The sequence below is a fragment of the Paenibacillus sp. DP01 genome (assembly GCF_044784315.1).
In the GTDB taxonomy this organism is placed as follows: Bacteria; Bacillota; Bacilli; order Paenibacillales; family Paenibacillaceae; genus Paenibacillus; species Paenibacillus polymyxa.
In genome coordinates, this window is the sequence record NZ_CP173059.1 from 2,912,559 (window position 1) to 2,939,152 (window position 26,594).

A 26,594-nucleotide genomic window follows, 5' to 3' on the forward strand; every position below is an offset into this window, starting at 1 on the left:
TTGTAGTCTGCATTATAGTTGTATATAGTACTAATGTCAAATGAATAACATAGGTGGTTCTTTTGATCAAATCGGGTGCATTCTCTCAATCCTTATTTGTGATTTGGGTGAGGGGTGTGACTTGAATTCCCTTAAAAGCTCCATAAACCAGTGGAATTATGAATAATATAATAGTTATTTGTATGGAATGTTTTCAAACATTTAAGTATTTAAAAAACGCACTGACTTGGCGGCTTAAATAAGCTCATTGTATAAAGAAAATAAAAAACATCGAAAATTATTGTACTTATCCGAATCTCATGCTAAATCTGAACATCTCGATTTAATCGGAATGGTCTAAGTGGTCAAACGCTGATTCCTCCACCCGCGTAGCGGGTGGTTTTTGTTTCGCACGTTTCACGCACACAACTGGCTAAAGCCATAACAAAAAAGTCGCTAAAATAGCGACTTTCAATGGGACTATATTCTTTTCCCTCGACAACTATCTCATACAATCCTTGTGCAAGATCGTTTCGACCAACTGCTATGTATTACTATAGTTTCCTCTAGCTGATAGATTAGCTTCATTCCACTGCGAAGCCTTCGTTTCATTGCGTTTTTCCATAAGTTCGGTGACCTTCACAAGTGTATATAATTCGTCTCCCGGATATACAGATTTTATAAATCTGATATTGCTCATTGCTGTTTCTGCAATGACCCCATCACCATAATCACCTGTTTCAACCCACAGTTTGAACGAAAATGTTAGGGTTTGAATTCCTGATGCAATAATTCCGTTAAATCTTCCCTGTTACGCTTTGTCCTCGTTTAAGTACATATGTTGGGGATCAAATTCAGACGCGAATCTGATGATATCACCCTTGGTATCAATTTCCTTGCATTCTTCGGTACTCAATCGGAGGGAGACCATTGCGCTTTTTGAACGTTTTACTGAACTGGTATACGTCAGAATAGCCACAGGCTCTCGCGATATCTTTGACGGAATCGCTTGTGAACCGGAGCCGGCGAACGGCATGCTCATTACGAAGATGATTCAGGTACTCCTTAGGACTGCACCCGTACCGAGATGCAAAGGTTCTGCGTAAATAAACAGGTGAGAAACCCGTCTGCTCCGCCAATTCGGTAATCCGCAACTCGGTAGCAAATCCCGTATCTAACTTCTCTTTGAATTTACGAAGAGCCTCTACTATTCCGTTCCCATCGTTGTGCCTCCCTCCTGCTTCCGCTGCCTCGTGTACCTCTTGTACCAAACGATACCATACTGACTTTACTCTGGCCTCTTGCACAAGATCTCCAGGTACCCATTCCCTTTCCGCTTCCCGGAATTGTTCTCTAATCCGGCCCGTACGCTCACTCTGTAGAGGCATAAGAAATGGAAGCCGCAGCTGCTCAATCGGCTTTGGGGTACCCCATTCATTCTCATTTTTCATTAGCGAAGCGCAATCGAAGAGTAGCATCGTCATTCGGAGTGGATGTGCGTCAGAGGATTTCATATAAAGAGGCAGCCCAGGCCAAAGATACACCAATGTTCCCCCACCAACCTCTATATCCTTCTCCTCACAACGAAAAGTTCCCTTACCACTGTAAATGTAATAAAAGGTGTGCCCCGATACGGTTTGCCGAATATCTTCCCATCCTGGCAGGGGAGGCTTGGCAAGTACCCAATGGATGTGCACTACCATATTTCCCAAAGCATAGTCCATAGAAATCCCTCAATCCTTAATAGTATCATTTATGACAAATGATCAAGATTGTTTTTACCATTGTCGCTTTCTTGCTACCAATGCTACACTCCCAACATACAGACCATCAATGATATTCTATTGCAAAAAGATAATGGAGATGATGAATATGATCCGAACGTTTCAGCAGCATCGACTTAGGAAATCCCAACAGCTTGACGGATTATGGGATTTTGTTTTTGACAAGAATAATGTTGGTTTATCTGAAAAATGGAGCACGCACTTCCCTTCCAACCCTGATCGTATACCCGTGCCAGCTTGTTGGAATAACGAGCTCGGAAAATACGACTACGAAGGCGTAGCATGGTACCGCACCTGGGTAACCCTTGACGATCGCAGCCATCTCCGGCTACTGTTCCACGCCGTGATGGGGCATGCCGATGTGTATTGGGATGGACAGCATCTAGGGTACCATTATGGTGGATTCACTCCTTTTGACTTTACCATTCCAGATGTCTCCTCCGGTGTTCACGAACTCATTGTCCGCACAGACAGCACACTGGGGACCAATACGTTACCATATCATATTGTAGACTGGTTTCATTACGGTGGAATCATCCGGCCCGTTGAGGTTCAACTTTTGCCTGATGTCTGGATTGAGGGGATGCGCATCACCTATGAAATGACCGGAGATTCCAGTGCAGATGCCCGAATCCTACTTAAGCTCCGCTCGATGTCGGATAAACCGGTCGAAGTACCTGTCTCTCTCTATCGAAACAATGAGATGTTTCAAAGTGATAGCGCTTACCTTTCTGCTAAGGGTAGCACGGAACTTGTGCTCGAACAAGCTTGGTCAGACCTCCAACGATGGGACACGAACGCTCCTGCCCTATACATGATCAGAGCAGTCGTGGGTCAAGACGACCGGGCAGATCGCATCGGGTTCCGTACCGTGGAGACGCGGAACAAGAAGTTTTTACTGAACGGCAAGGAACTTTATCTGCAAGGCGTTAATCGTCACGAAGAGCACCCGGAATGGGGCTTCGCTTTTCCCAACAAATTGATGACCAAGGAACTTGGTATTATCCGACATATGGGATGCAACACGGTACGCGGGTCACATTATCCCCAGAGTGAGTACTGGATCGACCTGCTTGATGAGCAAGGTATCCTCTTCTGGAGCGAAGTTCCGATTTGGGGCGCTGCTTTTCCCGCCAAGGAGACAGATGATCCCCTCTTCGTGGAACGAGCATTGACCATGATGGATGAGATGATCGAGCGAGATTTTCACCATCCTTCAATTCTGTTCTGGTCTGTACACAACGAGATTGATACACGTTCTCAGCAGGCTTATGATCTATCTGTCAAAATGACCGAGCTCGTTCGAAGCAAGGATCAATCCAGACTGGTCACTTTTGCCACGATGCATCCTATGACAGATATCTGTCTTGGACTATTCGATGTCATCGGGATTAACTATTATGGTGGATGGTACTTCGGACATGTCGAGTTTGAGGAGATGCTTGAAGTCTTTCATGAGCGTTGCAATGAGTATGGAGCCGAGTATACCCCGGTGCTCATGACCGAGTTTGGTGGAGCTGGTATATATGGAGATTCTGGCTGGGAACCGCGCTTATTCAGCGAGGATTATCAAGCTGATTTGCTCGGCAAGTCGCTGAAGCTCTTCCGAAGCGATCCGAAGATTAGCGGCACTTACGTATGGCAATTTGCAGATACACGGGGCCAACTTCTGAGCCATCAACCGCACTTCAGAGACCGGGCACGCTCCTTCAATAACAAGGGACTGGTTAACGAATATCGCAAACCCAAGCATGCCTATCGTGTGGTGAAAGGTATTTACACCGACCACAGTAATCCGTATGACTGGGGCTCTACACTGAAATGAGTTTGTAGAGATTCTATAAGCCTTTTTCGAACTCGCACTTATATGGTCAGAGGCAATCCTTTTGAGGATAGCCTCCAAATATAAAGCCGTTTTATAAACCGTCATTCCAACGATATGAACATCATTATGGATAATCAGGAGGGCGATTTGTTCATGTTCAAGCACACTAAAAGTTTTAAAAGGTATGCTGCTGTTTTAATCGTCTCGGTACTGTTCACAACGACATTAGCCGCTTGTAGTGGCCAACAAACCGAACCAACCGAGCAAGCAGATCCGCATCACCCCTTAACGAAACTGACGTATTGGGTCGATTTGTTTCCATAAACATATCCTCTAAAAGCTATCCAAGCAAATTGTCTTAAATTTTGTCGGCGTAACAGACTTTGATAGCCAGTTTGTGGAAGGTATGTCCACGGCGGGAGACTGCGCTCCCCAAATCGAAGCCGAAGCAAACGAAAAAGCTCGCAATGCTGCGAAGAATTTCTAAGAGTATTTCGATAGCGATTGGAGGTTAGTCAATATCGTGGCTATGGTTCGTTACATAACGTTAATCCGAATAAACTCGGCATCGCCGATTTGACCAAGGGGAAGAAAAATGAAAGTATCTTATCATGGACATTCGTTGTAAAAATCGAAACCCATGGCACAATTATTCTCATTGATCCTTTTATTACAGGCAACTCCAACACCGATCTGGAAGCAGCCAACGTGCAGGCTGATGTAATCCTTCTGACCCATGGACACGGGGATCATGTTGGAAATACCGTGAAATTGCAAAACGAAGTGGGGAGCTTATTAACTAAAAAATCAAAGCGGGCGCTCTCCTTTGTTGGACGGCACCCGTTTTTGTTTTTTTGGGATTTTAATGGTTAACTTAGGAGTTAACTGAGGTCGGCTTCAGCATCGCTAAGAGCATCTTTATGGTCGTTGTCTTTCCAGCGCCATTCAGTCCTAAAAATCCAAATATCTCTCCTCGGTTCACCTCCAGCGAAAGATTATTCAATGCGATATAGTCGCCAAATTTTTTGTGCAGTCCCTCAATTTGTATGGCGGACGTTACGCTAATTTTTTCCTTTGAGGAAATACTCACAGTCTTCAACTCTTCAATAAAGAGAGAGCTTATTCAGGATTCTAAGTAGGACACTCCTGAATAAGCTCATCAGAAATCTAAATCTTTCAATATATCGAATTTTGCTTTTTCATGATAGTACTTGGTGCCTCTGGCAACCGGAAGATCGAAGCTGCCAGCATCATCCGCAATGGGATCAATTCCGATGGTCCAAATTTACTTAAAATGACGTCCTGACAATCACTTAGGACGAGGTGCGGCTGGTCCAAGTCCAATTGAGCAGAGCCAATTCAGCACTACCTCATGCAGCACGTTGATGTTGTCTACCTGACAGTGTTCTAATCCCCCAAGTCGTCTATCCTCTATCGGGAAGAACGTCTTGTTTTTCGAACCCGCTTGCTCATAATTTTTCAAGGCTTGTGTCAGCGGATTTGGCTGAACCAATATCTCTTCCGCTCCGTGCATTACAAGAAGCGGACATTCTATCTGGTGAAGCACCCCCTCAAGATCATAGGCAAAACGCGGATTACCCGCAAAGTCCTCCATGCTCTTTGCCCCCAGAATTCTCATGCCATGTGCGGCCAGACTCGGTGGCATCCATTTAAGCATTGCATCCCAATCAAAGGCATGCGTACCACCGTCGGAGATGACGGCAGCAATTCTGTGATCGAACGAAGCGAATCGCAAAGAGTCGTAAGCCGCAAAACTCTCACCGTGCACGATAATCTTGTCGGGATCGACTTCCGGCCGCGTTAGAAGAAAATCGATTGCTCGGGAATGGAAAGCCTCACTGTCCGCTCGTCTTCCTTTTCCCTTTTCGTACAGCGAGAGGCCGGTGCCAGGCTGATCATAGACCAGAAAGTTATATCCACACGAAATAAAAGCGGGACCTAGCCAGAAATAGTTTTCAATTGACCACTCGTCACCACCGTTGAGAGCAAAAAGGGTCGGCTTCGGACCTTTTATCCAGGAAGGGGAGAAGAAGTAACCATCCAGCTTGACATCTTCGTAATCGACTTGGATCTTCTCCGGTTGGACATCGAAGTACTTCCCGGCAGCTTCGAAGAGTTCATTTACTTTTTTAAATACACGGATTTTCTCGGTGTCATCATCCATCACCGTATATTCTGCAATTCTGTAGTAATTGCAGGCACGAATGTAGCAGTTTCGTGCTGTATACCAGTTTCCAGCTGTTTCGGCCTCCTTGCCGTGTCTTTCCAATGCCTGAGCCGTTATGAGCCATTCCCTGTGCCACGTGTCCTTGTCTTCGGGGTCGATTTTTTTGCAGGCCTCGTAGATCTCGGTGACGTCCGTAGCACCGAGGCTTGCCATACCTAAAGCTTTGGTGACTTGATATGACATCATGTAGTGATTGGGCCAACGGCTGAACTCAATTGACATTGTAACATCCTCCTTTTCCAGTTCTAGTTATTGTAGTTTTTTACTACAAGTAATTTTTACAACACAAAGATAAAGCTTCTTTAAAAGAAAAATAAATGTTTATAAAGAGAATATAAAAAATTATAAAATACTAAAAAAACAAAAAATGGCTGCTGCCTGGGTGTTCACAGCTGGCAGCAGCCTTTAACTCCTGTAGTAAAAGAAAATGTGCAAAAAATAAAATCAGTGTTGTGCGGCCAAGGGAAGGCTGAATCTTATCCCCAAACCGCCATATTCGGAAGGGTAGGCGTCAATTTCGCCCCTATGATGTTCAATAATGGATTTACAGCTTGCAAGACCCAGCCCCAGCCCGCCCTTTTGGATTTGTCGCGATTTATCCACAGTGAAAAATTTGAGGAACAGAGAAGATATATCCTTATCCGGCACTCCAATTCCATTATCCTCGATTTGAAAAAAGGCATACTGTCCTAGCGGGTAACCGGTCATATACACTTTCAGCTTATTTTTCCCTCCATATCTTACAGCATTGCTAAAGAGGTTGCCGAAAACCCGACGTATCATCGGTTCATTGATCATCAGCCATATATTTTCCGTGAATGAATGGAGGCAAGTAAGCTCGTTGTCAAGTCCCGCCAACTCATATTCATATTCAAGGGCAATGTTTTCAAATAATTTTGATGCTTTTACAGGTTTAGCTACCATAGATTCCAACTCCAGTTTTTCTTTGGTGAAGCTGGAGAAATCATTGATGAGTTCGACCATATATCCTGACTTCTTTTGAATCAAATCATAATATTCCTGCTTTTCAGTTTCTGGTAAATCCTTGTGCATAGCCAGCAGTTCAGTAAAGCCATTAATAGATGTCAAGGGAGTTTTCAAGTCGTGGGCAATTGCCGCGATCATATCGGTTTGCTCTTTGTGCGCGAGTTGAAGCCGATGCTCCATATTATTGAAGTGTTTATAAAGTTCTCCGATCTCGTCATTACTTCTTAGAGGTAGCGGAGGCAGTGGATGTACAATATTTACTTCTTCAAGCCTGGTATTCAGAAGCTGAATGGGTTTCTCTATGCAAAAATGAATATAGATAATTAGAATAATAAATATGATGCAGGCAATTGCAAATATGGGCAGGAGCAATGCTATATATCGCGAGTCCAGCAATGAACTGCGTATAGGAGAATATACTGCAAAGACAAGCTTCAGGTACATTCCAATCGAAAACATGAATATTATAAACATCAGCAGGAACAAAAGAGGAAGCTTTATTTTCAGTTTCATACTATTGCTCTCTTTCCGTGTATTTATATCCTATGCCCCATATTGTTTTAATAAAGTCATATTCAGGACCAAGTTTCTTACGGATATTTTTTATATGAACCGTTACGGTATTTATTTCTCCGTATTCGTCTCCCCAGACGTTTTCATATATCTGCTCACGAGTCAATACATTATTGGGGTGGCGCATGAGGATAGACAGAATCTGAAATTCCTTCGTTGACAAGTCGAGCTTCCTGCTATTCAGGAATGCTTCAAACGTCTTATCGTTCAGAATGAGCGGAGAATCCGCCTTTTCGTTACTGGGACTAAGTTCATCCCACTCTTTAAAAAGTCTGTCCATTTTTCTGAAATGAGCCTTTATCCTGGAGACAAGCTCCTGAATACTAAAAGGTTTGGTCATGTAATCGTCTGCTCCTATTTCGAGCCCAACGATTTTATCAATGTCCTTATCACGCGCACTTAAAAACAGAATTGGAACATTATAAGAATTTCGGATACTTCTGCAGACATCAAGTCCATCCATATCAGGCATCACTATATCAAGAACGATGAAATCAATATGATTTTCTTCTAATGCGGATAAGGCATATTTCCCAGAATATGCCGAAAGTGTTGCAAATTGCTCGTACTTTAAACTCTTGGTGATGAGTTTTACGATTTCTTCATCGTCGTCTACAACTAATATCGTTTTTAGCATATTTATACCTCCCAGCCGCTTTAAATGGACTGAATTTATAAAACAAAAGCCGCATGGACTTCTCGCTTTGAAAAAAGTCGCGCTCAAAGCGTCTCTCCAGTCCCGGATAAGCTGGAAAAAGAGCTTGAGCAACGACCTGGGCAATGCTGGCTTTAACAAACTGGCATGCTCTTCAATAGCGTTCGAGCTATGTACATATTCCAGCTTGAAGGCCTGCACATAGCTTTTGACGTAATGTCCGGGAGTGTGTCTAATCAAAAGACAGTGTGAAAAGGAGCAAGAAAACTATCACAAGTTTTGGTTTTCAGCCTTTTCCGATAAAGTCCATCCGAGCTACGCACTCCACATGACTTGAGTGTCGGTCACTTTGCAGTTATTAATAACTTCTTGCAAGTTTATCATACAGGAGAATTGAACACTAATTCATGCAGGAAATCACTTTTGGATGATACTACCGCTAGTTAGCGGAATCATGGTACTGACCTGTGGGATACGTGAAACGAATGCCAGGCCTGTATGTGTTGAATTAAATGCAGCGGCAAGCTTAAATGACCGCCGCTGCCTATAAATAACCCCCTTATTTATCCATTACAAAAATTCGATATACCCTTCTGTTCCATGCACGCGAATTCGTTGGCCATCTTTTATCAGTTTGGTCGCATTCTCCACTCCGACAACGGCTGGCAAGCCATATTCACGTGCGATAACGGCTCCATGCGTCATCAGTCCGCCCACCTCTGTAACCAAGCCTTTTATGGATAAAAACAATGGAGTCCAGCTGGGGTCGGTAAAGGCGGTGACTAGTATGTCGCCATCTTCCAGATCAGCCCCTTCTATATTCAGGATCACACGAGCTCGCCCCTCTACAACGCCCGAAGAAACAGCCAGGCCTACAATAGCTTCAGCGGGGATATTTTCTCGTTTGTATTGACCTGTAATGATTTCGCCATCAGATGTGATAACACGTGGGGGAGTTAATTTTTCATATAATCTGTACTCATTTTTTCGTTTGTCGATGACCTGGTAATCCAGTTTATTGGTGCGTATAGTTTCCTGCAATTCTTCAAAAGAGAGATAGTAAATATCTTCTTTTTCATGAAGAATGTTGGCTTGTACGAGTCGTTCCGCTTCCTTTAGTAAAGCCTGTTTATAAATGAAGTAGCGACTAACAATGTCGTATTTCGGATATTCACGATAACCGATGAAATTCCGGATCTGGTCGATAATTTGTTTTGTCTCTTCGGCTTTTTGTTCACCACCTGGTAATTGTTTCAATCGGGCTAATAAGTCCTGTTCTTTTTTCAAAGCCTCCTGTTGCCCTTGCTCAAATTTTCGTTTACTGGCGCCAGGCTCAAGGTTTTTGATGTTACTGAGGATCATAGGCACCAGTATACTTGGTTTTTCACTCCAGCGTGTTCTTGTAATATCGATCTCCCCGGCACATCGCATGCCATATTTGTCGAGATAAGTAGCGATAGCATCACGCACCTGCTGCCCACCTTCAAATTGAACCAGTTCATCTAAAAAATTATCATCCTTTACCTGTTGTAAATACTCAACTATTTTCGGATAGGGACGAATCACATCTGCAACATCCAGTAGCTCCATGCCCATTTCAGAAGTGACGTTATTAGGTACAGATAGGGAAAGTGTGTCTGCTACATTTTTTTCACCTAACCATTCATTCATTTTTTCATTGATCCATGCTGAAGCATGGATGGCGGACATAATTACACTCAAATTTTTCAGATCTGATGCACGCTGCCTCCGTTGCTGCATATCTTCCAGAATACAATCAAATACATCCAATCCTGATTTCGTTTGGATGTTACGTTTTAACGCTGATAACGATGTCTCACTACTCTTAATCAAATCAGCAACAATTGCCGGGTCATTTCCTGCCTCTTCCAGAATATCCGCAGACGACATACCCTTATGGCTTTTAACAGGCCCCGGTTCGCTTTTGTCAGATGGGTCCAATTTTATAAAATCTCCCCGCTCTATGATGGTAATAAGCGCGTCTTTTATGAGCGGATCGGAGTGTCCTAAAACATCCAATAAATTCTGCCTCCCATCCAGTGAAGATAGGCCCATCGTGATATCCACAAACAGCCTTCCACCACCAGTTTTAAACATGGGTGTAGCACCTGTTAACATCCAAACAGATATCCCCAGTGGTTTAATAGGATCAGTCATCATTTGCTGATGGCCGACAGATACATACACGTGATTCTCCTGGTCATTTGCTTCAGGAATGGGATATAAAGTGGTGATCGGCCGACTCTGAACAATATAAAATGTATCATCAGCCAAACACCATTCAATGTCTTGTGGGCAGCCGAAATGTTCTTCGATCTGTCTTCCAATGCGTGCCAGTTGTAAAATTTGTTGATCCGTAAGGGTTTGCGTCTTTTGCTGATCAGGACTGAGCTGCTTGGTCTCTGTTCCGCCTTCTTTTCGTCCATAAATAGCCATTTTCTTGGTTTCCACCCTCTTGTTGACGATTACCCCATCCTGTACTTGATAATAATCGGCAGATACCAAGCCGGAGACCAGCGCTTCTCCAAGTCCGAAACTAGCATCGATAGAGAGCAGCTTTCGGTTGCAATTGATGGGATCAGCGGTAAATAAAATCCCTGAAGCCTGTGGAAACACCATCCTTTGAACGATAACAGATAAATAAACTTGTCTGTGATCAAATCCATTCTGCATTCGGTAAATTACCGCGCGTTCTGTAAATAAAGAAGCCCAACATTTGCGGATATGCTCCAAGATGGATTCTTTGCCGATAATATTTAAATAGGTGTCTTGTTGACCAGCAAAAGAAGCATGCGGCAAATCCTCAGCAGTCGCACTAGAACGCACGGCATAAGCATATTCATTTCCAAACTGGGAGAGATAGTGGGCAACTGCTTTCACAACATCGGAAGGAATGGCTACTTCCATAATGGCCTGTCGAATCTTTTTGCTGACTTCATCAATTTGTTCTCGATCTTCTACTTTAAGCGTAGTTAGCTGATCCAACAAAGCATGAACCATTTCGTTTTGTTCGAGGGCTTTTTGATATCCCACTGTTGTAACACAAAACCCTTCTGGCACTTGCATTCCTTCCATTTTGGCTAATGCCCCTAAGTGCAACCCTTTTCCACCAACAAGCAAAAGCTGAGTGTTATCCATTTCTTGAAAATCAAGAACCAGTGAATTCATTCAACATCTCTCCTAACCATTAATATAGAGAAAAAAGCGAACAATCATGATCATGCCTAGTCACCACTGAAGTAAGTCGCCGCGTACTTCTTCTCAAAACCGCTTGAGGATGTACGCAGCCTGATCGCACATTCCACCATCCTTTTCTATTTTTTGGGGGCAAAAAAAGCATTGACAAATCAAAGTTCTAGATGTATTATGAAAATAGGGATAATAAAATTATTGGCATTTATATGATTTGTCAGTAGCGTTATCGATTATATCATAGCGTTTATTCGTGTTCAATTGTTTTATATAAAAAGAGATGATCCTTGAATTTATTAGGGTTATCTCTTTTTGTGTTCAGTTGAACCATCATGTTAGTTTAGTTAGTCATTCTTGATGATTTATCGTCCCGCTGCCTCTTAGATCTATTATTGGCTTGTTAGTGATGATGCTTCCTTCTTGGGAACTGTTTCATTTCCTTTATTGACATGGAAGTTATAAGTTCGTTCTCAATCTCTTGTGTCAATCCGCTTGTCTGTTGCACCATCTCATTCTCTATATCTGTTAAATAAATTCCTTATTAGACTGAGCCTAGAAATTGAAACAGCGACAATCAAGGACGAGAAAATAAAGTCCTAGACTGTCGCTGTTCCATATCTGTAAACAACCGATTTCCACTCACCCGCCGCTTCCAAGCACCAAGATGTTTCTTCGGAGTTGCTCTTTTTTGATTCAAGGGATACCCAATCTATTCACGTATGGTTCTTACCTGTGACAAAAACGTCAGATGCTATTAGCTAGTTATAATGGGTGAATTCTTGCGAATATGCAAATCCCGTTAATGAAAGGGCAATCATAGATGGATATGATAACGCAAACTCAGTCACCACTTGCCCACCGATGGAATGTCCGACAATATACATTTGTGGGATAATCATTTTCATTTATTGAGTGTATCGATAAGGTACATTCTCGCTTCATAAGGGCGCATTTCTACATCAGACATGTTATTCGGATAATTGGATATTAGCAGCTGTTTAGTCTCTGCCAGCTCTTTCTGAAGTGGGAGATCGGTTGTGTATTTTTGAAAATTACATACTACAAGTAGTTTAGCCCCTTTCAGCGTTCGAGTGTACGCGAACAAATCTTTATTCTCGGGATACATCAGCTCATAATCCCCATATATGATCACTTCATGATCTTTCCTTAATCGGATTAGTTTCTGATAATAATGGAATATGGACTCAGGGTTATTTAAACTTTCTTGTGCATGGATATCCTTATAATTCGGGTTTACTTTAATCCAAGGATTCCCTAATGTAAAACCAGCGTTGTCTGAAGCGTCCCACTGCATTGGTGTTCGAGCGTTATCACGACCCTTTGCAAAGATTGACTCCATAACTTTGTCTTCGGGGTATCCTTTCTCAATTCTATCTTTATAGAAATTTAGTAACTCAATATCCCGATAGTCTTCAATTGGATATTGAACATTCGTCATTCCTAATTCTTCCCCCTGATAAATGTATGGTGTGCCTCGCATGCCATGAAGAAGGGTTGCCAACATTTTAGCCGATTCTATCCTGTATTCTCCGTCATTTCCCCAACGAGAAACGATTCGGGGTAAGTCGTGATTATTCCAAAACAAACTGTTCCAGGCATCCCCCTTCAGCTCTGTCTGCCATTTGGACAACACTTTTTTTAATTCTAGAAAATCTAGAGGCTTAAGATCCCACTTCCCTTTTCCCTCTTGTTCATCCAAACTAATATGTTCAAATTGAAATACCATTGAAAACTCACTGCCGTCCGGGTTGCTATACAATTTGGCGATCTCTGGCGTAGCGCCCCATGTTTCTCCAACCGTCAGCAGGTCTCCAGCTTTTTGAAACGTCTCCTTGCTGAGTTCCCTGATATACTTATGCAGATTTGGCCCGTTGCTGGTAATTTTCAAATCTGGTTCTTTTCCGATTAAGTCAATTACGTCAAGCCGAAAACCGCCTACACCCTTGCTTATCCACCAATTGATCATTTCGTAAATCTCTTGTCGGACTTTTGGGTTTTCCCAGTTGAGATCCGGCTGTTTTACAGAAAAAAGATGTAAATAATATTGTCCTATTTCGGGTACCCATTCCCAAGCTGAACCACCAAAGGTGGAACCCAAGTCGTTTGGTGGCATTCCTTCAACGCCATCTCTCCAGACATAATAGTCATGGTGCGGATTTTCTTTACTTTTTTTTGCTTCTTGAAACCAGGGATGCTCATCGGAAGTATGGTTCAATACCAAATCCATTATGATCCGAATGTCACGTTTCCCAGCTTCATGAATTAACATCTCCATATCATCCAAAGACCCGAACATCGGATCAATATCCCGATAGTCCGAAATATCATAACCATAATCATCCTGAGGGGATTTACAAACTGGTGATAGCCAAATTGCACCGACACCGAGTTGCTGCAAATAGTCCAGACGGGAAACAATTCCTTTCAAATCGCCGATTCCATCACCATTACTATCTTGAAAGCTCCGTGGATATATCTGGTATACAACAATTTCTTTCCACCAATTTTTATTTTCCATTGTTCATTACAACCTTTCCAATAGACGAATAGTGTTTTTATCTTAATCAAGTCACATCATACAATTACTCTTTTACCGATCCTACAACAATTCCAGTCACAAAATATTTTTGAAGCAGCGGATAAATCAGCAGCAGCGGGATGACAGCGACTACGATTTTGGCCGCATTTAGATTTTTGTTTGAAATTTCAGTCAAGTTGCTGAGTTGTGCTGAGTTGGTCCCGGATTGAAGAAGTTCCGCAATATTCACGTTAAGGGACTGAATATAAGTCATTAGTGGATAATTGCTGACTTGAGTCATATAGATCAAACCGCTGAAGAAATCATTCCACGTTCCCACGATACTGAATAGTGCTACCGTCGCCAGCGCAGGGATGGACACGGGAACATACACTTTGAACAGGACCTGCAGCGGACTCGCCCCATCGATGAATGCTGCTTCTTCTAGGGCCTTAGGTACAGCAGAGAAGAAGTTCATGACAAGGATGACACTGAATATAGGGACAGCTCCTGGTAGAACAAGCGACCAAATTGTATTGAGCATATTGAGGTTTTTGATCAATAGATAACTTGGAATCATCCCACCGCTGAACAGCATGGCAAAAATCATGACGTTCATATAAATGTTTCTGCCCCTGAATTCTCTTTTCGACTTGGAGAGCGGGTATGCCATTAGAACAATAAGAATCATGTTGAGAAGAAGTGTGAGCACAACACGTAGAACAGATATGCCAAAGGAACGCCAGAACTGAGCATCATCGATAATTTTCGTATACGCTGCGGTTGTAAAATTGACCGGTACGAGACCTACAGCATTAGCTGACACGGCCTCACTGCTGCTAAATGAAATCGCAACGATATTCCATAATGGAAGAAGGCAAATCAATGCCAGCAAAATGACGATGGCATAGATGATTAACCCGCCAATTCGACCTTTTTGGTTTACAAAATAGGACACAGGCTTGACCTCCTTAAAATATTTTTCGGTCAGTGTATTTTTTGGCCAATTGGTTGGCGGACAATAACAAAACAATACCGATCACTGACTTGAACAGACCAACAGCCGTACCAAAGCTATACTGTCGCCCGACAAGTCCAATCCGATATACATAAGTATCCAGAATATCTCCCGACTCATAGACAACGGGGTTATACAGATTATAAATTTGATCGAAGCCGGCACTCAAAATATTGGTCAGACTCATCACTCCCATGAGCAGGATAATAGGCAGCATGCCTGGCAACGTAATATGCCATACTTTTCTCCACCAGCTGGCTCCATCCATTCCTGCCGCTTCATACAGGCCCGGATCAATCGAAGTAATTGCAGCCAAATAGACGATGGAACTGTAGCCGAACTCCTTCCACACGTCTGTCCCAATAATCAGCGGCTGGAACCAGGTGTTGCTGCCGAGAAAATTAATATTCTGCAGACCGAAAAAAGCCAAAATTTGATTCACAATTCCATCCAAACTGAACATGTTAACAACCACGGACGCTAGAACTACCCAGGATAGAAAGTGTGGCAGATAAACAATTGTCTGTACGGATTTTTTAACGAATTTGATGCGGATCTCATTTAACAAAATGGAAAAAATGATAGCCATGATTGTTCCCAATAGAATCTTGGCAATGGCAATCACCAACGTATTACTAAAAACCTGTGCGATGTCCGGCAGCTTAAACATATAAATAAAGTGCTTCAGCCCTACAAATTTGGAGCCTAACATTCCTTTGGCTGGTATATAATCCTGAAACGCCGTAATGACACCGACCATCGGAACATAGCTGAATACCAGCAAAAATAAAATACCCGGAAGCATCATCAGATGATATATGGCACCCGTACCGAGCGGGCTCTTTGCTTTATCATTTCCCTGTTTCATGGATGGACCCCTTTCCTAAAAGCAGGGCTGCGTATCGCAGCCCTATAAACAGTTCAAGATTGTTTATTTTTTGGATGCAACCTCGTCTTTAATTTCCTGAATTACCTGATCACCGCCTTGCTTCTTCCAATTGCTAACGAATGTATCGAAGTAATTCAGAGGTTCAGCACCAGTCACAATTTTGATGAAAGATTCCTGCTCCATCTTGGTCAGATTAGCCCAGGTCTGTTTCATGCTTGGTGTAGTTCCAGAGTAAGCAGGTGTCATCCAAACGAATTTGTTTTCCCTTGTCAGTTTGTCAATAAGCCCCACTCCGTTGATACGCGAGTGATATTTCGACCAGGCTGTTACGTTATCCGTATCCATATCACTCAAGTAAGTTTGGATACTCTTAATATTGTTTTTTGATTCTGTTGTCCGGACCTGATCCAGACTAATCTCTCCTTTAATCCCGCGAACGATGTCAGAGTAGTCATCCAGTAACGAGGTCGCCGAGTTGACTTCAATATTAAACGGTCTGGTAGAACCGTCTACGCCGTTCTCTTGATACTTGGCAGCTTCTGGCATAGATGTTCCCACATTTTTATCATTTGCTAGTTTATCGTAGAATAGGTTTACTATTTTAACAGCGAGTTCCGGGTGTTCGTATCCTTTTCTTACAACGATAAACTGATTAGCTGGATTGGCGTGTGCCACGTTTACCTTTCCATCTGCATCCTCCAAAGTGTAAGCCGTGAATTTCGCATTCTTATCCTTCTGCTTCACGTTGCCCAGACCCCAGTCGGGAATATGCCATGGTCCAAAAGCAATGCCGCATTGGCCGTTGGTGTACAGTGCCGTGATGTCATCAAATGTGCGTGTTCCAAATTGCGGATCGATGATGCCTTTCTTGAACCAATCTGCCATGACGCCTAGCATCTGCTTGGTTTCCTTTGTTGTCGAGCCATAAACAATGCTACCGTCTTTACCCTTCATCCAGTACTGAGGGAATGAACCCTTTGTTGAGGCAACTCCGAGCATGGTATAGGCAGAACCATTATAGTCAGTTGTATTCAGGGTGTTCACAAAGGGTATGCCTACCGGTTTCCCGGTTTGACCCGGATCTCTTTTCAAGAATTCCTCGGCCGTTTTCTCCACATCGTCCAGCTTGATGGCACCATCTCCGTCTGCGTCAAGATGGATTCCCAGTAGATCCAGCCAATCCTGACGAACCCAGACCATGGTTGGTGCGGAATCTAGGGAAGTAGCCGGAAGCCCCATTAAACGTCCATCTATCGTCGCATTGTCTAATGCACGGCCTTCATAAGAGTCGTAAATATTCTTGATATTATCCGTGGCATACTGTTTGTAAATTTCCGTCATATCTTCAATCAGATCATTATCAACCAGTTCTTTGAGTTCATCCTTGGAATCGACACGCATCATGTCAGGCAGTTCTCCAGAGGCGATGGCGAGAGAAACCTGACGGCTGTAATCTTCTCCGTTGGCTTCAAATTGGTCTTTAATCTGAGCGTTAAACGCTTTTTTGACCAGTCGAGTATACGCATTGTTCTCATACGAATCTCCAGCCGGCAGTTTTGGGTTGGCTGTAGTCACACGCCCCATCGTGACCGTTATTTCGTCTTTATAGGCACTGAATGGGTCTCCCGGTGTTACCTCATATTTCCCCGCTTCCTTCGCAGTGGGAGGGTTGGATGAACCCCCACAGGCTGCAAGGGTTGAAATCATCAGGGCAGATATCGACAGTACAGCCAGACGTCTCGTTAACAGTTTGCTTTTTATGGACCATTTAGTTCTCATCACATTTCGATTCCCCTTTGTTGTGAATATTTCTTAATCATTGTTGTTTACGCTTTCATTATAAAACTTGCTGAAGACAAATCGAGATAGGGATTTAACGTCTGTTTGGATAGAAAAATGTATGCGGTTTCATGTCAGACCATGAGGTCATAGTTAGCTTGTAATCATTTATCCTACCTATCGACATACATCTGTCTATCCATACTTACTAATCAAAGTGAAGAACAAAAAACCGGCAGATCCTGAAACAGAAATCTGTCGGCTTGATTAATGGAATTATAAAAGTGTCTTATAGAATTTATCGTATCACATTCATGATGGTCTTCGGCGATGATTATGGGGTACAGTCACCTCCACAGTCATTTGGTCGCCCCCTTGTTCCTTCCATTCCTCGACAAATTGATCAAATGAATCTATCGGTTCAGCGCCTAAAATAATTTTTAAAAATGTATCATGTTCCAGTTTTGATAGTTTACTCCACGTCTTCTCCATCGCTGGAGTTCGTATATAGGTAAGGCTTCGAACTTTATGAATGTTTGGATCAAAAAAATTTCTTCCACCTACAAGAAGCGAGTAACCCCGCATAAAGCTGTCGCTGTGTTTATTCCAATAGGAAATACCATATTGATCATAAGGCTTCAATTTGGTTTGTTTTATTGTCGAAACCAAGTGTTCCAGCAATTTGTATTCAGACTTGTCCTTGAAATCGGCGGGTGTTTTGGTTCCCATCAGAATGTCCTGCGCGGCCTTCGATTCATATCGTGCTTCATCTGCCGGAGCAAAGAAATTGCGGCCCAGCATAAAACGCGTACCGTACTTGAACTCATCACGAAGGTACAGATTGTTAATTTTAATAATCGCTTCGGGATGAGCATATCCTTTTCGTACCACCAAGAATGAACTTGACGGATTATCCACCTTCACATGGTATGCTCCGTTTGCATCCAGCGGGAGTGCGTATGCTTGCCAGTTCGCCTCCGGCTCGTTCTGCCAAGCGCTCGGAAGGGGCCAGTACCCAGCATAGAAACCTTGAAAGAACATCCCCGCCTGACCGTTAATAACTGTTTCTTCCGCTTCTTTACGGATACCCAGTTCTGGATCGAGAAGGCCTTTGGCGTACATTTCACGCAGTTTGACCAAGGCGTCCTTCGTTTCCGGTAGTATCGAACCGTATACAGGTTTTCCATCTTTGCTCAGCCAATATCCCGGGAAAGATCCATATGCTGCGAAGATTGGCGTTAGATCAAAAGAAAAAGCACTGTTGTTGAAATCGTTATACAGTCCAGTGCTTGAAGCAAGGCCAATCGTATCCCGCTTACTGTTTCCATCTGGGTCATTCTCCACAAAGGCCTTGGCGATAGCTTCCAGATCATCTACCGTTTTCGGCGGCTTCAGTCCAAGACGGTCCAGCCAATCCTGTCGAATCCAGAGCATGCTGAAGTCTTCCGCTGTCACAGAAGGAACAGCCATTATCTTACCAGCGAAGGTCACTTGTTCCATAGCCAATCCGTTTGTGCTATCGATAATTTTTTTTATTTCTGGTGATGCGCTATTATTGTATGCCTCGGTTAGATCTTCAATTTCTCCAGCCTTGATCATCTCGTTCAGCTGCAGCTGATTTACAATCATGGCATCCGGCAGATCATTGCTGGCGATAGCCAGATCGATTTTCTGACTCAGATTTTCCTTCGATACCTGCCATAATACCTGGATATCAATGTTAAGGTTTTGTTTAATCATCGTTTTCCATATATTCTTCTCAAGCGTTTCTCCTTCGGAGAGATCCGCGCCTGTTGGGTCTACCACATATCCCAGTCGGATGGAAACGGGATGTTCATATTTCCCCAATGGATCAGCAGCGGCAGTGTCCGAGATTGTTTTCGTTGGTCCCATTGGCGATTCACGGAAGTATGGCCTGCTGAAATATACGGTCACTGCAATTAAGCTGACGACAAGAACACATGCAGCCATCTTCTTAATCATCGCTTTCCCTTCTTTCGCCTGGTTTATTGGTCATCTGGGAAAGTACGCTATTTATCCCCTCTGCCAAGCTGTCGATATTCACTTGGCAACAGACCTGTCAATTCGCGAAAAATTCGGCTGAAATATTTTTCATCCGTATAACCCACTCGCTCCGCAATCCAGAAAATCGTGTTGTTTGTATTCAATAAATACTCTTTGGACTTCTCTATTCGTATAAATCGGGAGTACTCATTAAAGGTTTTCCCCATCAGATCCTTGAAGCATTGACTGAAATAGCTTCGGCTGATGTTCAGTTGCTGGGACAGACCAGAGGCTGTAAAAGCTTGGCTCAAATCATTTTGCATGATTATAATCGCTTTTTTCACGGCGTCTACAATTTCCTCTGAATACGAAGTCTGTTCATCTGACTTACGAATGCCCACAGAGGTCTGCTTGATCCAATCTTCTACCTCGTACCAGGATTGAAAAGAATGGATCATTGAGATTCTACCCAGCGTAGTCTGGGCAAAAAGGTGATTCCATTCCATAACTATCGAGTATAGCAATCCCATCAGCTGGCCTTTATTCAGTCTTAGTGATTTGAGCTGTTCAATCATTTGGTTGTAATAACTGTCGTTGTGGGTCCATGGTGATAGGAACCAACTTTGCTTAATACGATCCATGTCTTCATCCTTCGGTTCTATTGGAAATGAGTCCTCCACATTCATCGAAACGGTAATAACAGGATCATAAGGGTTGTATGCATAGAATAACGACGTTTCTGTATAATTCATAATCCAGTTTTGGATTTGCGACCATGTTCGGCCTTGTACATCGGACATAACCAGCAAGGCGCCTTGGGGAACTTGATCCAGGGATTCCTTCAGTTTATGGAACAGCTGATCCTCTACGTCCATGGGTGCCGCCCACATCCAGCAGTTCCGTTCAACCTCCCATCGGATCTCGTCTACATTGAATGTCAGTTCAATCGGCCAGCTCTGTCCTGACTTGCGATCCAGTGATACAAGTGCATACACATGGCGATAATGGACATTGGTCTCACTTAGCAGTGGCAGCTTTGGTCTTGTATTCGCCAGTTCGTCAATCCGGGTATGTATTCGATGCAGCACATGTTCGAATTGCTCCTTCTCGAGCTGAACTTTGGCTATATAGTCGATGGCCCCAAGCCTGAGCGCTTCCTGGATATAATCGAAATCTTGATGCAGTGTTAATACGACAATATGTAGTTCTGGATAGAGCAGCCTTGCAGCTCGCATCAGTTCAATACCTGACATCACCGGCATCGCGAGATCCGTCAACATCAGATCGACCGGTTGGGATTTTAGAAAATCCAGTGCTTTCAACCCGTTACTTGCTTCTCCTACAACCTCCATATTGAACTCGTTCCACGGCATCGCGGAGCTTATTCCTTTTCGTACTAATTTATCGTCATCCACTATCAATACCTTAATCATCCTCAGACATCTTCTCCTTTGATCGGAAGTATGAGCAGTATACTTGTCCCTGTACCCAATTCACTTTCGATCACCAGTTGTGCTTGATCTCCGTACTGTGCCCTCAACATGCGGTGGACATAATTGAGTCCGATGCCCATCCCTACTTTTTTATGTTCAGTTATACGATTGTTCAGAAGTCTTTGAATCGCTTCCTCGGTCATGCCTGCTCCATTATCCTGTATTAAAATATTCAGCGTTTTGGCAAGTGTAACTTCAATTTGAATAAAACCTTCGTCACTCAGTCCATGATAAAGTGAATTTTCAACCAACGGTTGCAAAATAAAACGAGGCACAGGTATTTTAAGCACTTGATCATCCGCTGAAATACGTACGTCAAATTCAAAGTTATATCGAATTTGCTGCAGGATTAGATACTGTCTTAGCGCATCAATTTCCTCTTCCATCGTGGATACTTGCCCTAATTTACCCAAGTTGTAATACAACAGCTTGTTCAAGGATTGCACCAACTTGTCAATCTCCCCTTGTCCGTTCATGACGGCCAGCCAGTGTACAGTATCCAGCGTATTCATCAGAAAGTGAGGATTGATCTGATATAACAATTTTTCCACTTCCAAATCTGCACGAATCTTCTCTTTCTGCTGCACTTCCTTGAACAGGTCGCCGATTTGATGCTGCATATTTGAGAATTCCCCCAACAGAAAGTCAAACTCAGGAATTTGAGTGCGGGTCTGGCTGCCTGCCTTTTGTGGATTCTGAGACATTCCGTTAATTTCCGAATGGAAAAGACCGAGTGGTTTGTAGACCATCTTCCACAGAAGCCAAGCAAGGAATACGGTAAAGCCGAGAAAAAATAAAGCGACCAGTAATATTTGAAGCAACCACTGGTTTTTCTCCTGTTGATACTTAGCCTGCGAAATTACCGATATGACGCTCCAATTCTGAGCGGAGTCCTCCTTAAACCAATGGTAATCACGGGCTATTCCATCTTTTGCAGCACTTTTTGATAAGCTGGAGAAATTCTCCCCGACTTTCATCACTTCTGGAATTTCACTGTACACAATTTTGCCCTCACCATTCAGGATCAAATGCGATAAAGCTCCTTGGTATTGATTGTAACCCAGTATATCCTGTGTAAGACGAAAGCCGGATTCGACGTAAATATATACATCGTCCCTTTGAGGCAGCTGTACCTTTCGCATAGCAGATAAAACAAGCTGATCATCAAATCGGTTCATACTCATATGGGGACCATAGTACGCAATGCCATATGATTTGGTAAGCACAGGCAAAGACTCAGGAGAAAAACGATCTTTGATGGGAAAGTTAGCGAACTGTGTAGTGCCTTCTTTCTGAAAATAGTACAAGGTTAGACCTATATTCGGATTAGTAAACGTTACGACATTTAACTCATTCTTTAATTCATCTCTAGCCTCAACCAATTCAAATATATTGGAGGAAGGCTTCAAAACTTCATCCAGTTTTTTTCCTAATGTACCGCGATATGATAATTGCTGAGTCACATGATTCAGGTTGGTAATTGAATTTTCCAGTGATGAAGTTACCTGCTGTAGATTGCTCCTAATTCCATCATTGATTTTATTCGCAAAAATGGAATCAATGGTATAATAAGAAATTGTAAATATACTGATAAAGGGAATAAACGCGCTGAGAAAAAACAATAAAAAGATTCTTTTTTTAAGTGTCATTTCGACCATTCTCCTTAGGTAAATAAAACAGCAAGCCCCTGATTATGGAGCTTGCTGTTTATTGAACAACAGCTCTATCGATTATCGTATTCCTGATAGGCAACAACCCATTAAAAAAACAGGTAACATCATCATCTGATTCAGACTGAGAAAAGTCAGGATTCTTCCCTCTCGGTGAGGTGAAGTCTGCTCATAATTATAGATTGATATTCCAATATGTCAAACGCTTACATGGAATTTATTTTCCCTTCCTCTTTACATACATCGACTTGCCGTTTTTTAATTGCTGATTGTAGTCATTCCGTTCATCACGTACCCCAAAAAAGCGACATCGTTCAAAATCCTAACCAAGGTTTTTCGTATTATTAGGTCAACCAAAAATTTGGTTGGCCTATTTTAATAGGTGTTTTAAGATGACGATAGCCGGGAAGAACTAGGTGGTTTTAGGGAAATAAATAACCCCGTCAAGAAAACTGTTCTCCCACTATCACCAACGACCATGTTTGAGCTGGTTGGGGCATGCGATCCCGTATAACAAGCGAAGCTATGAGGTTGGAATCATTGTGGGGACACTGGTGGTATTCATAGGAGGGGAATTATGGAACCAGTTATTGGACTAGACGTATCCAAAGGAATGAGTGTACTTCAACCCTTTATGCAAAGAAATGAGCCGTTAGCAAAGGCGGAAACGATCCTCCATGAAGAGCAAGGCTTTCGTCGTATACGCGAAGTAGTTACAACAACTACAGGAACGCACAGGAAAGGCTCCAGTTGTTGTTTTAGAAGCTACAGGCCATTATCATCGTGGGCTTGTTGCATTTCTCATACGAGAAGAAATCGCACATCTCATTGTGAATCCCTTGCAGTCTAAGCGAGCTCGAGGGACTACGCTGCGCAAAGTTAAAACAGATGCAGCAGATGCATGGCACTTGGCTGAAATGTTCTACCGCGGTGATTTAAAGCCGCACCGGGAATGGGATGAAGCCCACACGGAGCTTCAGAATGTGACCAGACAGCATGAATTTATAACATCATTATATGTGCAAGCCAAGCTAAACACTCGGGCTTTGTTAGATCAGGTATTTCCCGAATATGAACCCGTATTTTATGACCTTTACTCGGTAACGGCTCTAAAAGTCCTACAAGCTTGCCTTCAGGGCAGCGTGGAAAATGCCTCTCAGGCTTTGTTTGAGCATGCCAAGCTCTCTCACTCTAAGAAGTGGATTAACGATAGAGCAGAGCTGCTAGACATAGCGCTGAAGCAAAAGGCCAAAGTAAGCCGAAGCCTCTCTCAACAAACCGTTTTAGAAGGAATGATTACTTTATTACTTGCTTTTCAGTCACAACTCGAAATATTAGAGACACAAATGGAGGACATTTCCATGAATCTTCCGGAGGTCTATTTGCTCAAATCCATTCCCGGGATTGGTGACAAACTCGCTTCTACTATCGTGGCTGAAATCGGAGATACGAAACAATTCGTGGGGCCGAAACAATTGGTTGCCTATGCAGGCCTTGATCCAGAGAGTGTATAGCTCAGGTAAGTTCACAGCAACGAATAATAGGATTACGAAACGAGGATCAAAGAGACTACGAAGAGCCATTTATTTGGCCGTTCAATGTGGACTGCGACAAGGAGCAAATCCAAAAATAAAGGACTATTACGAAAAGAAAAAGAAAGAGGGCAAGCCTTACAAGGTAGCTGTGATCGCCTGCGCCAACAAGCTTATACATCACATATACGCCATCCTTAGTAAAAACGAGCCCTATCACCTATAGAATTATTGAGGATTTAATAAAGAAAGTACATCTTTCGGATGCTCAAACTTAAATTTCGCCGGAATAAGGTCGGGTTGCTTACATCCCCAAAGTGCGAGTCCAAACTCTACACCAGCGTCTCTTGCACATTCATAGTCATAAATGGTGTCGCCAATATAGAGGGATGACCCCTCTCTCGCACCTGAAATCTGAAGGAATTTCAGCAACGGCTCTGGATGAGGTTTGTGCAATTTCGTATCATCTGCACATACAATGTGTGGTAAATTGTGAGCGAGACCAAATGGGACAAAGTCATTTTGAAATTCTTGATTTGTCTTTGAAGTGACCACTCCAGTTGTAATTGAAAGCTCCTTTAGGGTGCTAAGCAATTGCTGGATACCTTCAAATACATGAATGGTCTGGCGATAATCCGTCATGTAATTGTTCCAATAACGATTCCCAAGATCAAAATCGGCTATCCCGAGTTGGGGCAACGACACAGCTCCAGGGATCCCCAGCACGAATGTGAGGTCATGTCGGTCAACATTCCGATTAAAGTGAACCTTTAGCATTTTTTGCAAAGACCCTAGGACTGCTTCTTCGGTATTGATTAACGTGCCATCTATATCGAAAATATAGGTTGAAAACATGAGCATCATCCCCTTTAGTTATTGGTAACGCTAAGGGATATGTTAAAGTATGAAATCCATTTCAAGTCAACACTTTAAGTGGATTGTCTAACGATAATGCGATATGGAATCTCTAGCTTATCCGTTGACTTCTGTATGGCAAGATTAAACGCTTGTTCACCGACCTGAACCAATCGATGATCCACTGTTGTTAGACCTAAACCGACGCCGACAGGCTGATTTTCTTGACCAATGATCGCAAAATCGTCAGGCATGAGTAGCTGCACGCTCCTGACGTATTGATAGATCCCCGTCGCAACCTCATCTCCGTTGGCATATACGGCAGTTGGCCTATGTTGTGTATTCAACAATTGTTGCGCTGCGCGAATACCGTCATTGATGTTGTAGCAATTACTGACGTGGTGCTCGGGCAGCAAATTTCCAAAAACATGCTGATATGCTTTTATCGTTAGCCTTGTACTATTGCTTTCTTCACCTCTTGCCGTTGTAAAAGCGACGCGTGTATGCCCTTTATCCTTTAACAGTGAGAACGCTTCTACGAAGGACGCGTATCGATCCATGTAGGCACAGCCAATCTCGGGGTGTTCGGTGAACTCACAGGCAACAATTGTTCCATAATTGGCAAAGGGGGTAAGCAACTCCCAAGGGTTCGAGCGAGAGGTAATGATGATTCCATCCAGTTGCTTACTTTTAAGCATGCTCATGTAGCTGAGCTCTTTGTCTGCATCGTATTTTGTAGGTAGCACTATCACGGTGTAGCCAAGCTCAACCGATTGATTTAATATGCCATGTAGCATTTGATCAAAAGCTTGATTGTTATTGTGGGGAATGATTACACCGATACTTCTCGTTTCCTTACGTATTAAATCGACAGCAAGTCGATTAGGCGTATAATCCATCTCATCAATCACACGCTGAACAGCCAGCCTCTTGGATTCCGATACATACGGATTATGATTTAAAACTCTTGATACTGTCGATACAGAAACGCCTGCCCGCTTTGCAATATCGTTTATATTCGCCAAGTAGCATACTCCTATATTCCAGCCTTTTCATTAAGTTTTACATGACTTCTGCTTTTAAAACAAGACTTCCATCACAATGACAGCCTAGACTTTGGACTTTCGGCCCCTGCTTTTTTGGGTGGGAGTCAAATATATGGAATTTGATACTCGACCTATTAGACATCATATCGTTCAGTTTATAGAAAAATACGCTATGTCCTTGGCGTATAGTTTCGTTAAAATATTGGTGGTACCCCTTGACAAACATTAGCTGGTTTTCTTGTCTTTACGTGTTTTCTTCTGTTTCCGCTACCAAGCAAAGTCTTCAGCCAGCCCAAATGTCAACCACTTTTAACAGCACATCCACAAACCTCACCACTCTACCTGTTCACGTTTTGCATCACAAGCTCTTTGAATGGGTGAAACGCTGCGTCACTGTACATTTGTGTCCCATCCTCATATTATCCATTAGTTCAGGGGCCCTTGACTTCGTCTCTCCACATGTTAAAATTCTATTCATCAATTGATATAGTGCCCTATTATGAGG

18 protein-coding genes and 4 pseudogenes are annotated in these 26,594 nt (G+C 43.0%); 6 read left to right on the forward strand and 16 right to left on the reverse strand.

Annotation, left to right across the window (positions count from 1 at the left end; all coding sequences use genetic code 11):
* Positions 1-586: 586 nt before the first annotated feature.
* Both ACH59B_RS12710 and ACH59B_RS12715 read right to left on the reverse strand, forming a co-directional pair.
* Positions 587-910, reverse strand: a pseudogene (locus ACH59B_RS12710) (MaoC/PaaZ C-terminal domain-containing protein); the annotation flags it as partial.
* Positions 867-1,703, reverse strand: a complete 837-nt coding sequence (locus ACH59B_RS12715) for an AraC family transcriptional regulator (RefSeq protein WP_080942682.1) — start codon at positions 1,701-1,703, stop codon at positions 867-869. The pseudogene ACH59B_RS12710 and the gene ACH59B_RS12715, both read right to left, overlap by 44 nt.
* Positions 1,704-1,851: 148 nt before the next feature.
* Between ACH59B_RS12715 and ACH59B_RS12720 the strand changes: the two genes are divergently transcribed.
* The 3 genes and pseudogenes from ACH59B_RS12720 to ACH59B_RS12730 form a co-directional block, all read left to right on the forward strand.
* A complete protein-coding gene (locus ACH59B_RS12720) occupies positions 1,852-3,588 on the forward strand; it encodes a glycoside hydrolase family 2 protein (protein ID WP_039276030.1) in 1,737 nt (578 codons plus the stop codon).
* A gap of 153 nt (positions 3,589-3,741) precedes the next feature.
* Positions 3,742-3,912: a hypothetical protein gene (locus ACH59B_RS12725; protein ID WP_016820875.1), complete on the forward strand. Its 171-nt coding sequence runs from the start codon at positions 3,742-3,744 to the stop codon at positions 3,910-3,912.
* Between the two features lie 271 nt (positions 3,913-4,183).
* Positions 4,184-4,357, forward strand: a pseudogene (locus ACH59B_RS12730) (MBL fold metallo-hydrolase); the annotation flags it as partial.
* A 117-nt stretch (positions 4,358-4,474) separates the two neighbouring features.
* Here the strand turns inward: ACH59B_RS12730 and ACH59B_RS12735 are convergent.
* The 12 genes and pseudogenes from ACH59B_RS12735 to ACH59B_RS12790 all read right to left on the reverse strand — a co-directional run.
* A pseudogene (locus tag ACH59B_RS12735) lies at positions 4,475-4,678 on the reverse strand (ATP-binding cassette domain-containing protein); the annotation flags it as partial.
* Positions 4,679-4,897: 219 nt separating this feature from the next.
* Positions 4,898-6,058 (reverse strand): S9 family peptidase, encoded by a 1,161-nt coding sequence (locus tag ACH59B_RS12740; RefSeq protein WP_025364918.1) that lies wholly within the window; start codon positions 6,056-6,058, stop codon positions 4,898-4,900.
* Between the two features lie 222 nt (positions 6,059-6,280).
* Positions 6,281-7,336 (reverse strand): HAMP domain-containing sensor histidine kinase, encoded by a 1,056-nt coding sequence (locus tag ACH59B_RS12745; protein ID WP_242210945.1) that lies wholly within the window; start codon positions 7,334-7,336, stop codon positions 6,281-6,283.
* A 1-nt stretch (position 7,337) separates the two neighbouring features.
* Positions 7,338-8,033 (reverse strand): response regulator transcription factor, encoded by a 696-nt coding sequence (locus ACH59B_RS12750; RefSeq protein WP_039276033.1) that lies wholly within the window; start codon positions 8,031-8,033, stop codon positions 7,338-7,340.
* 588 nt (positions 8,034-8,621) lie between these two features.
* A complete protein-coding gene (gene ppsA / locus ACH59B_RS12755) occupies positions 8,622-11,240 on the reverse strand; it encodes a phosphoenolpyruvate synthase (RefSeq protein ID WP_404301711.1) in 2,619 nt (872 codons plus the stop codon).
* A gap of 925 nt (positions 11,241-12,165) precedes the next feature.
* Positions 12,166-13,803: an alpha-glucosidase gene (locus tag ACH59B_RS12760; protein ID WP_031461486.1), complete on the reverse strand. Its 1,638-nt coding sequence runs from the start codon at positions 13,801-13,803 to the stop codon at positions 12,166-12,168.
* 64 nt (positions 13,804-13,867) lie between these two features.
* Complete coding sequence (locus tag ACH59B_RS12765; protein ID WP_016820867.1) at positions 13,868-14,761, reverse strand: carbohydrate ABC transporter permease; 894 nt, start codon at positions 14,759-14,761, stop codon at positions 13,868-13,870.
* A 13-nt stretch (positions 14,762-14,774) separates the two neighbouring features.
* The gene (locus ACH59B_RS12770; protein WP_123797233.1) at positions 14,775-15,689 is read right to left on the reverse strand and encodes a sugar ABC transporter permease; all 915 of its coding nucleotides are present in this window, start codon (positions 15,687-15,689) and stop codon (positions 14,775-14,777) included.
* Between the two features lie 63 nt (positions 15,690-15,752).
* Positions 15,753-17,489 (reverse strand): sugar ABC transporter substrate-binding protein, encoded by a 1,737-nt coding sequence (locus ACH59B_RS12775; RefSeq protein WP_016820865.1) that lies wholly within the window; start codon positions 17,487-17,489, stop codon positions 15,753-15,755.
* Between the two features lie 312 nt (positions 17,490-17,801).
* Complete coding sequence (locus ACH59B_RS12780) at positions 17,802-19,472, reverse strand: extracellular solute-binding protein (protein ID WP_260148571.1); 1,671 nt, start codon at positions 19,470-19,472, stop codon at positions 17,802-17,804.
* A 47-nt stretch (positions 19,473-19,519) separates the two neighbouring features.
* Positions 19,520-20,926, reverse strand: coding sequence for a response regulator (locus tag ACH59B_RS12785; RefSeq protein WP_404301714.1), 1,407 nt, complete (start codon positions 20,924-20,926; stop codon positions 19,520-19,522).
* Between the two features lie 2 nt (positions 20,927-20,928).
* Positions 20,929-22,635, reverse strand: a complete 1,707-nt coding sequence (locus ACH59B_RS12790; protein WP_123797235.1) for a sensor histidine kinase — start codon at positions 22,633-22,635, stop codon at positions 20,929-20,931.
* Between the two features lie 812 nt (positions 22,636-23,447).
* Here ACH59B_RS12790 and ACH59B_RS12795 point away from each other — a divergent pair.
* The 3 genes and pseudogenes from ACH59B_RS12795 to ACH59B_RS12805 form a co-directional block, all read left to right on the forward strand.
* Positions 23,448-23,663 (forward strand): annotated as a pseudogene (locus tag ACH59B_RS12795) (transposase); the annotation flags it as partial.
* 354 nt (positions 23,664-24,017) lie between these two features.
* Positions 24,018-24,170, forward strand: coding sequence for an IS110 family transposase (locus ACH59B_RS12800; protein ID WP_260148659.1), 153 nt, complete (start codon positions 24,018-24,020; stop codon positions 24,168-24,170).
* On the forward strand, positions 24,142-24,414 hold the full coding sequence (locus ACH59B_RS12805; RefSeq protein WP_260148572.1) for a transposase: 273 nt from the start codon (positions 24,142-24,144) through the stop codon (positions 24,412-24,414). Before ACH59B_RS12800 ends, ACH59B_RS12805 begins: the two co-directional genes overlap by 29 nt.
* Before the next feature lie 2 nt (positions 24,415-24,416).
* On the opposite strand, the gene ACH59B_RS12810 is transcribed toward ACH59B_RS12805, so the two are convergent.
* Both ACH59B_RS12810 and ACH59B_RS12815 read right to left on the reverse strand, forming a co-directional pair.
* Positions 24,417-25,043 carry an HAD family hydrolase gene (locus ACH59B_RS12810; RefSeq protein ID WP_123797236.1) on the reverse strand — a complete coding sequence of 209 codons (627 nt, stop codon included), beginning with the start codon at positions 25,041-25,043 and terminating at the stop codon, positions 24,417-24,419.
* 74 nt (positions 25,044-25,117) lie between these two features.
* Positions 25,118-26,068 carry a LacI family DNA-binding transcriptional regulator gene (locus ACH59B_RS12815; protein WP_123797237.1) on the reverse strand — a complete coding sequence of 317 codons (951 nt, stop codon included), beginning with the start codon at positions 26,066-26,068 and terminating at the stop codon, positions 25,118-25,120.
* Positions 26,069-26,594 lie beyond the last annotated feature (526 nt).

Excerpts from the sequence above, each read along its gene's own strand:
- ACH59B_RS12715 (WP_080942682.1), bottom strand. The coding sequence starts at position 1,703 with ATGGACTATGCTTTGGGAAATATGGTAGTGCACATCCATTGGGTACTT.
- ACH59B_RS12720 (WP_039276030.1), top strand. The coding sequence starts at position 1,852 with ATGATCCGAACGTTTCAGCAGCATCGACTTAGGAAATCCCAACAGCTT.
- ACH59B_RS12725 (WP_016820875.1), top strand. The coding sequence starts at position 3,742 with ATGTTCAAGCACACTAAAAGTTTTAAAAGGTATGCTGCTGTTTTAATC.
- ACH59B_RS12740 (WP_025364918.1), bottom strand. The coding sequence starts at position 6,058 with ATGTCAATTGAGTTCAGCCGTTGGCCCAATCACTACATGATGTCATAT.
- ACH59B_RS12745 (WP_242210945.1), bottom strand. The coding sequence starts at position 7,336 with ATGAAACTGAAAATAAAGCTTCCTCTTTTGTTCCTGCTGATGTTTATA.
- ACH59B_RS12750 (WP_039276033.1), bottom strand. The coding sequence starts at position 8,033 with ATGCTAAAAACGATATTAGTTGTAGACGACGATGAAGAAATCGTAAAA.
- ppsA (WP_404301711.1), bottom strand. The coding sequence starts at position 11,240 with ATGAATTCACTGGTTCTTGATTTTCAAGAAATGGATAACACTCAGCTT.
- ACH59B_RS12760 (WP_031461486.1), bottom strand. The coding sequence starts at position 13,803 with ATGGAAAATAAAAATTGGTGGAAAGAAATTGTTGTATACCAGATATAT.
- ACH59B_RS12770 (WP_123797233.1), bottom strand. The coding sequence starts at position 15,689 with ATGAAACAGGGAAATGATAAAGCAAAGAGCCCGCTCGGTACGGGTGCC.
- ACH59B_RS12775 (WP_016820865.1), bottom strand. The coding sequence starts at position 17,489 with ATGAGAACTAAATGGTCCATAAAAAGCAAACTGTTAACGAGACGTCTG.
- ACH59B_RS12780 (WP_260148571.1), bottom strand. The coding sequence starts at position 19,472 with ATGATTAAGAAGATGGCTGCATGTGTTCTTGTCGTCAGCTTAATTGCA.
- ACH59B_RS12785 (WP_404301714.1), bottom strand. The coding sequence starts at position 20,926 with ATGATTAAGGTATTGATAGTGGATGACGATAAATTAGTACGAAAAGGA.
- ACH59B_RS12790 (WP_123797235.1), bottom strand. The coding sequence starts at position 22,635 with ATGACACTTAAAAAAAGAATCTTTTTATTGTTTTTTCTCAGCGCGTTT.
- ACH59B_RS12800 (WP_260148659.1), top strand. The coding sequence starts at position 24,018 with ATGAATCTTCCGGAGGTCTATTTGCTCAAATCCATTCCCGGGATTGGT.
- ACH59B_RS12805 (WP_260148572.1), top strand. The coding sequence starts at position 24,142 with ATGCAGGCCTTGATCCAGAGAGTGTATAGCTCAGGTAAGTTCACAGCA.
- ACH59B_RS12810 (WP_123797236.1), bottom strand. The coding sequence starts at position 25,043 with ATGTTTTCAACCTATATTTTCGATATAGATGGCACGTTAATCAATACC.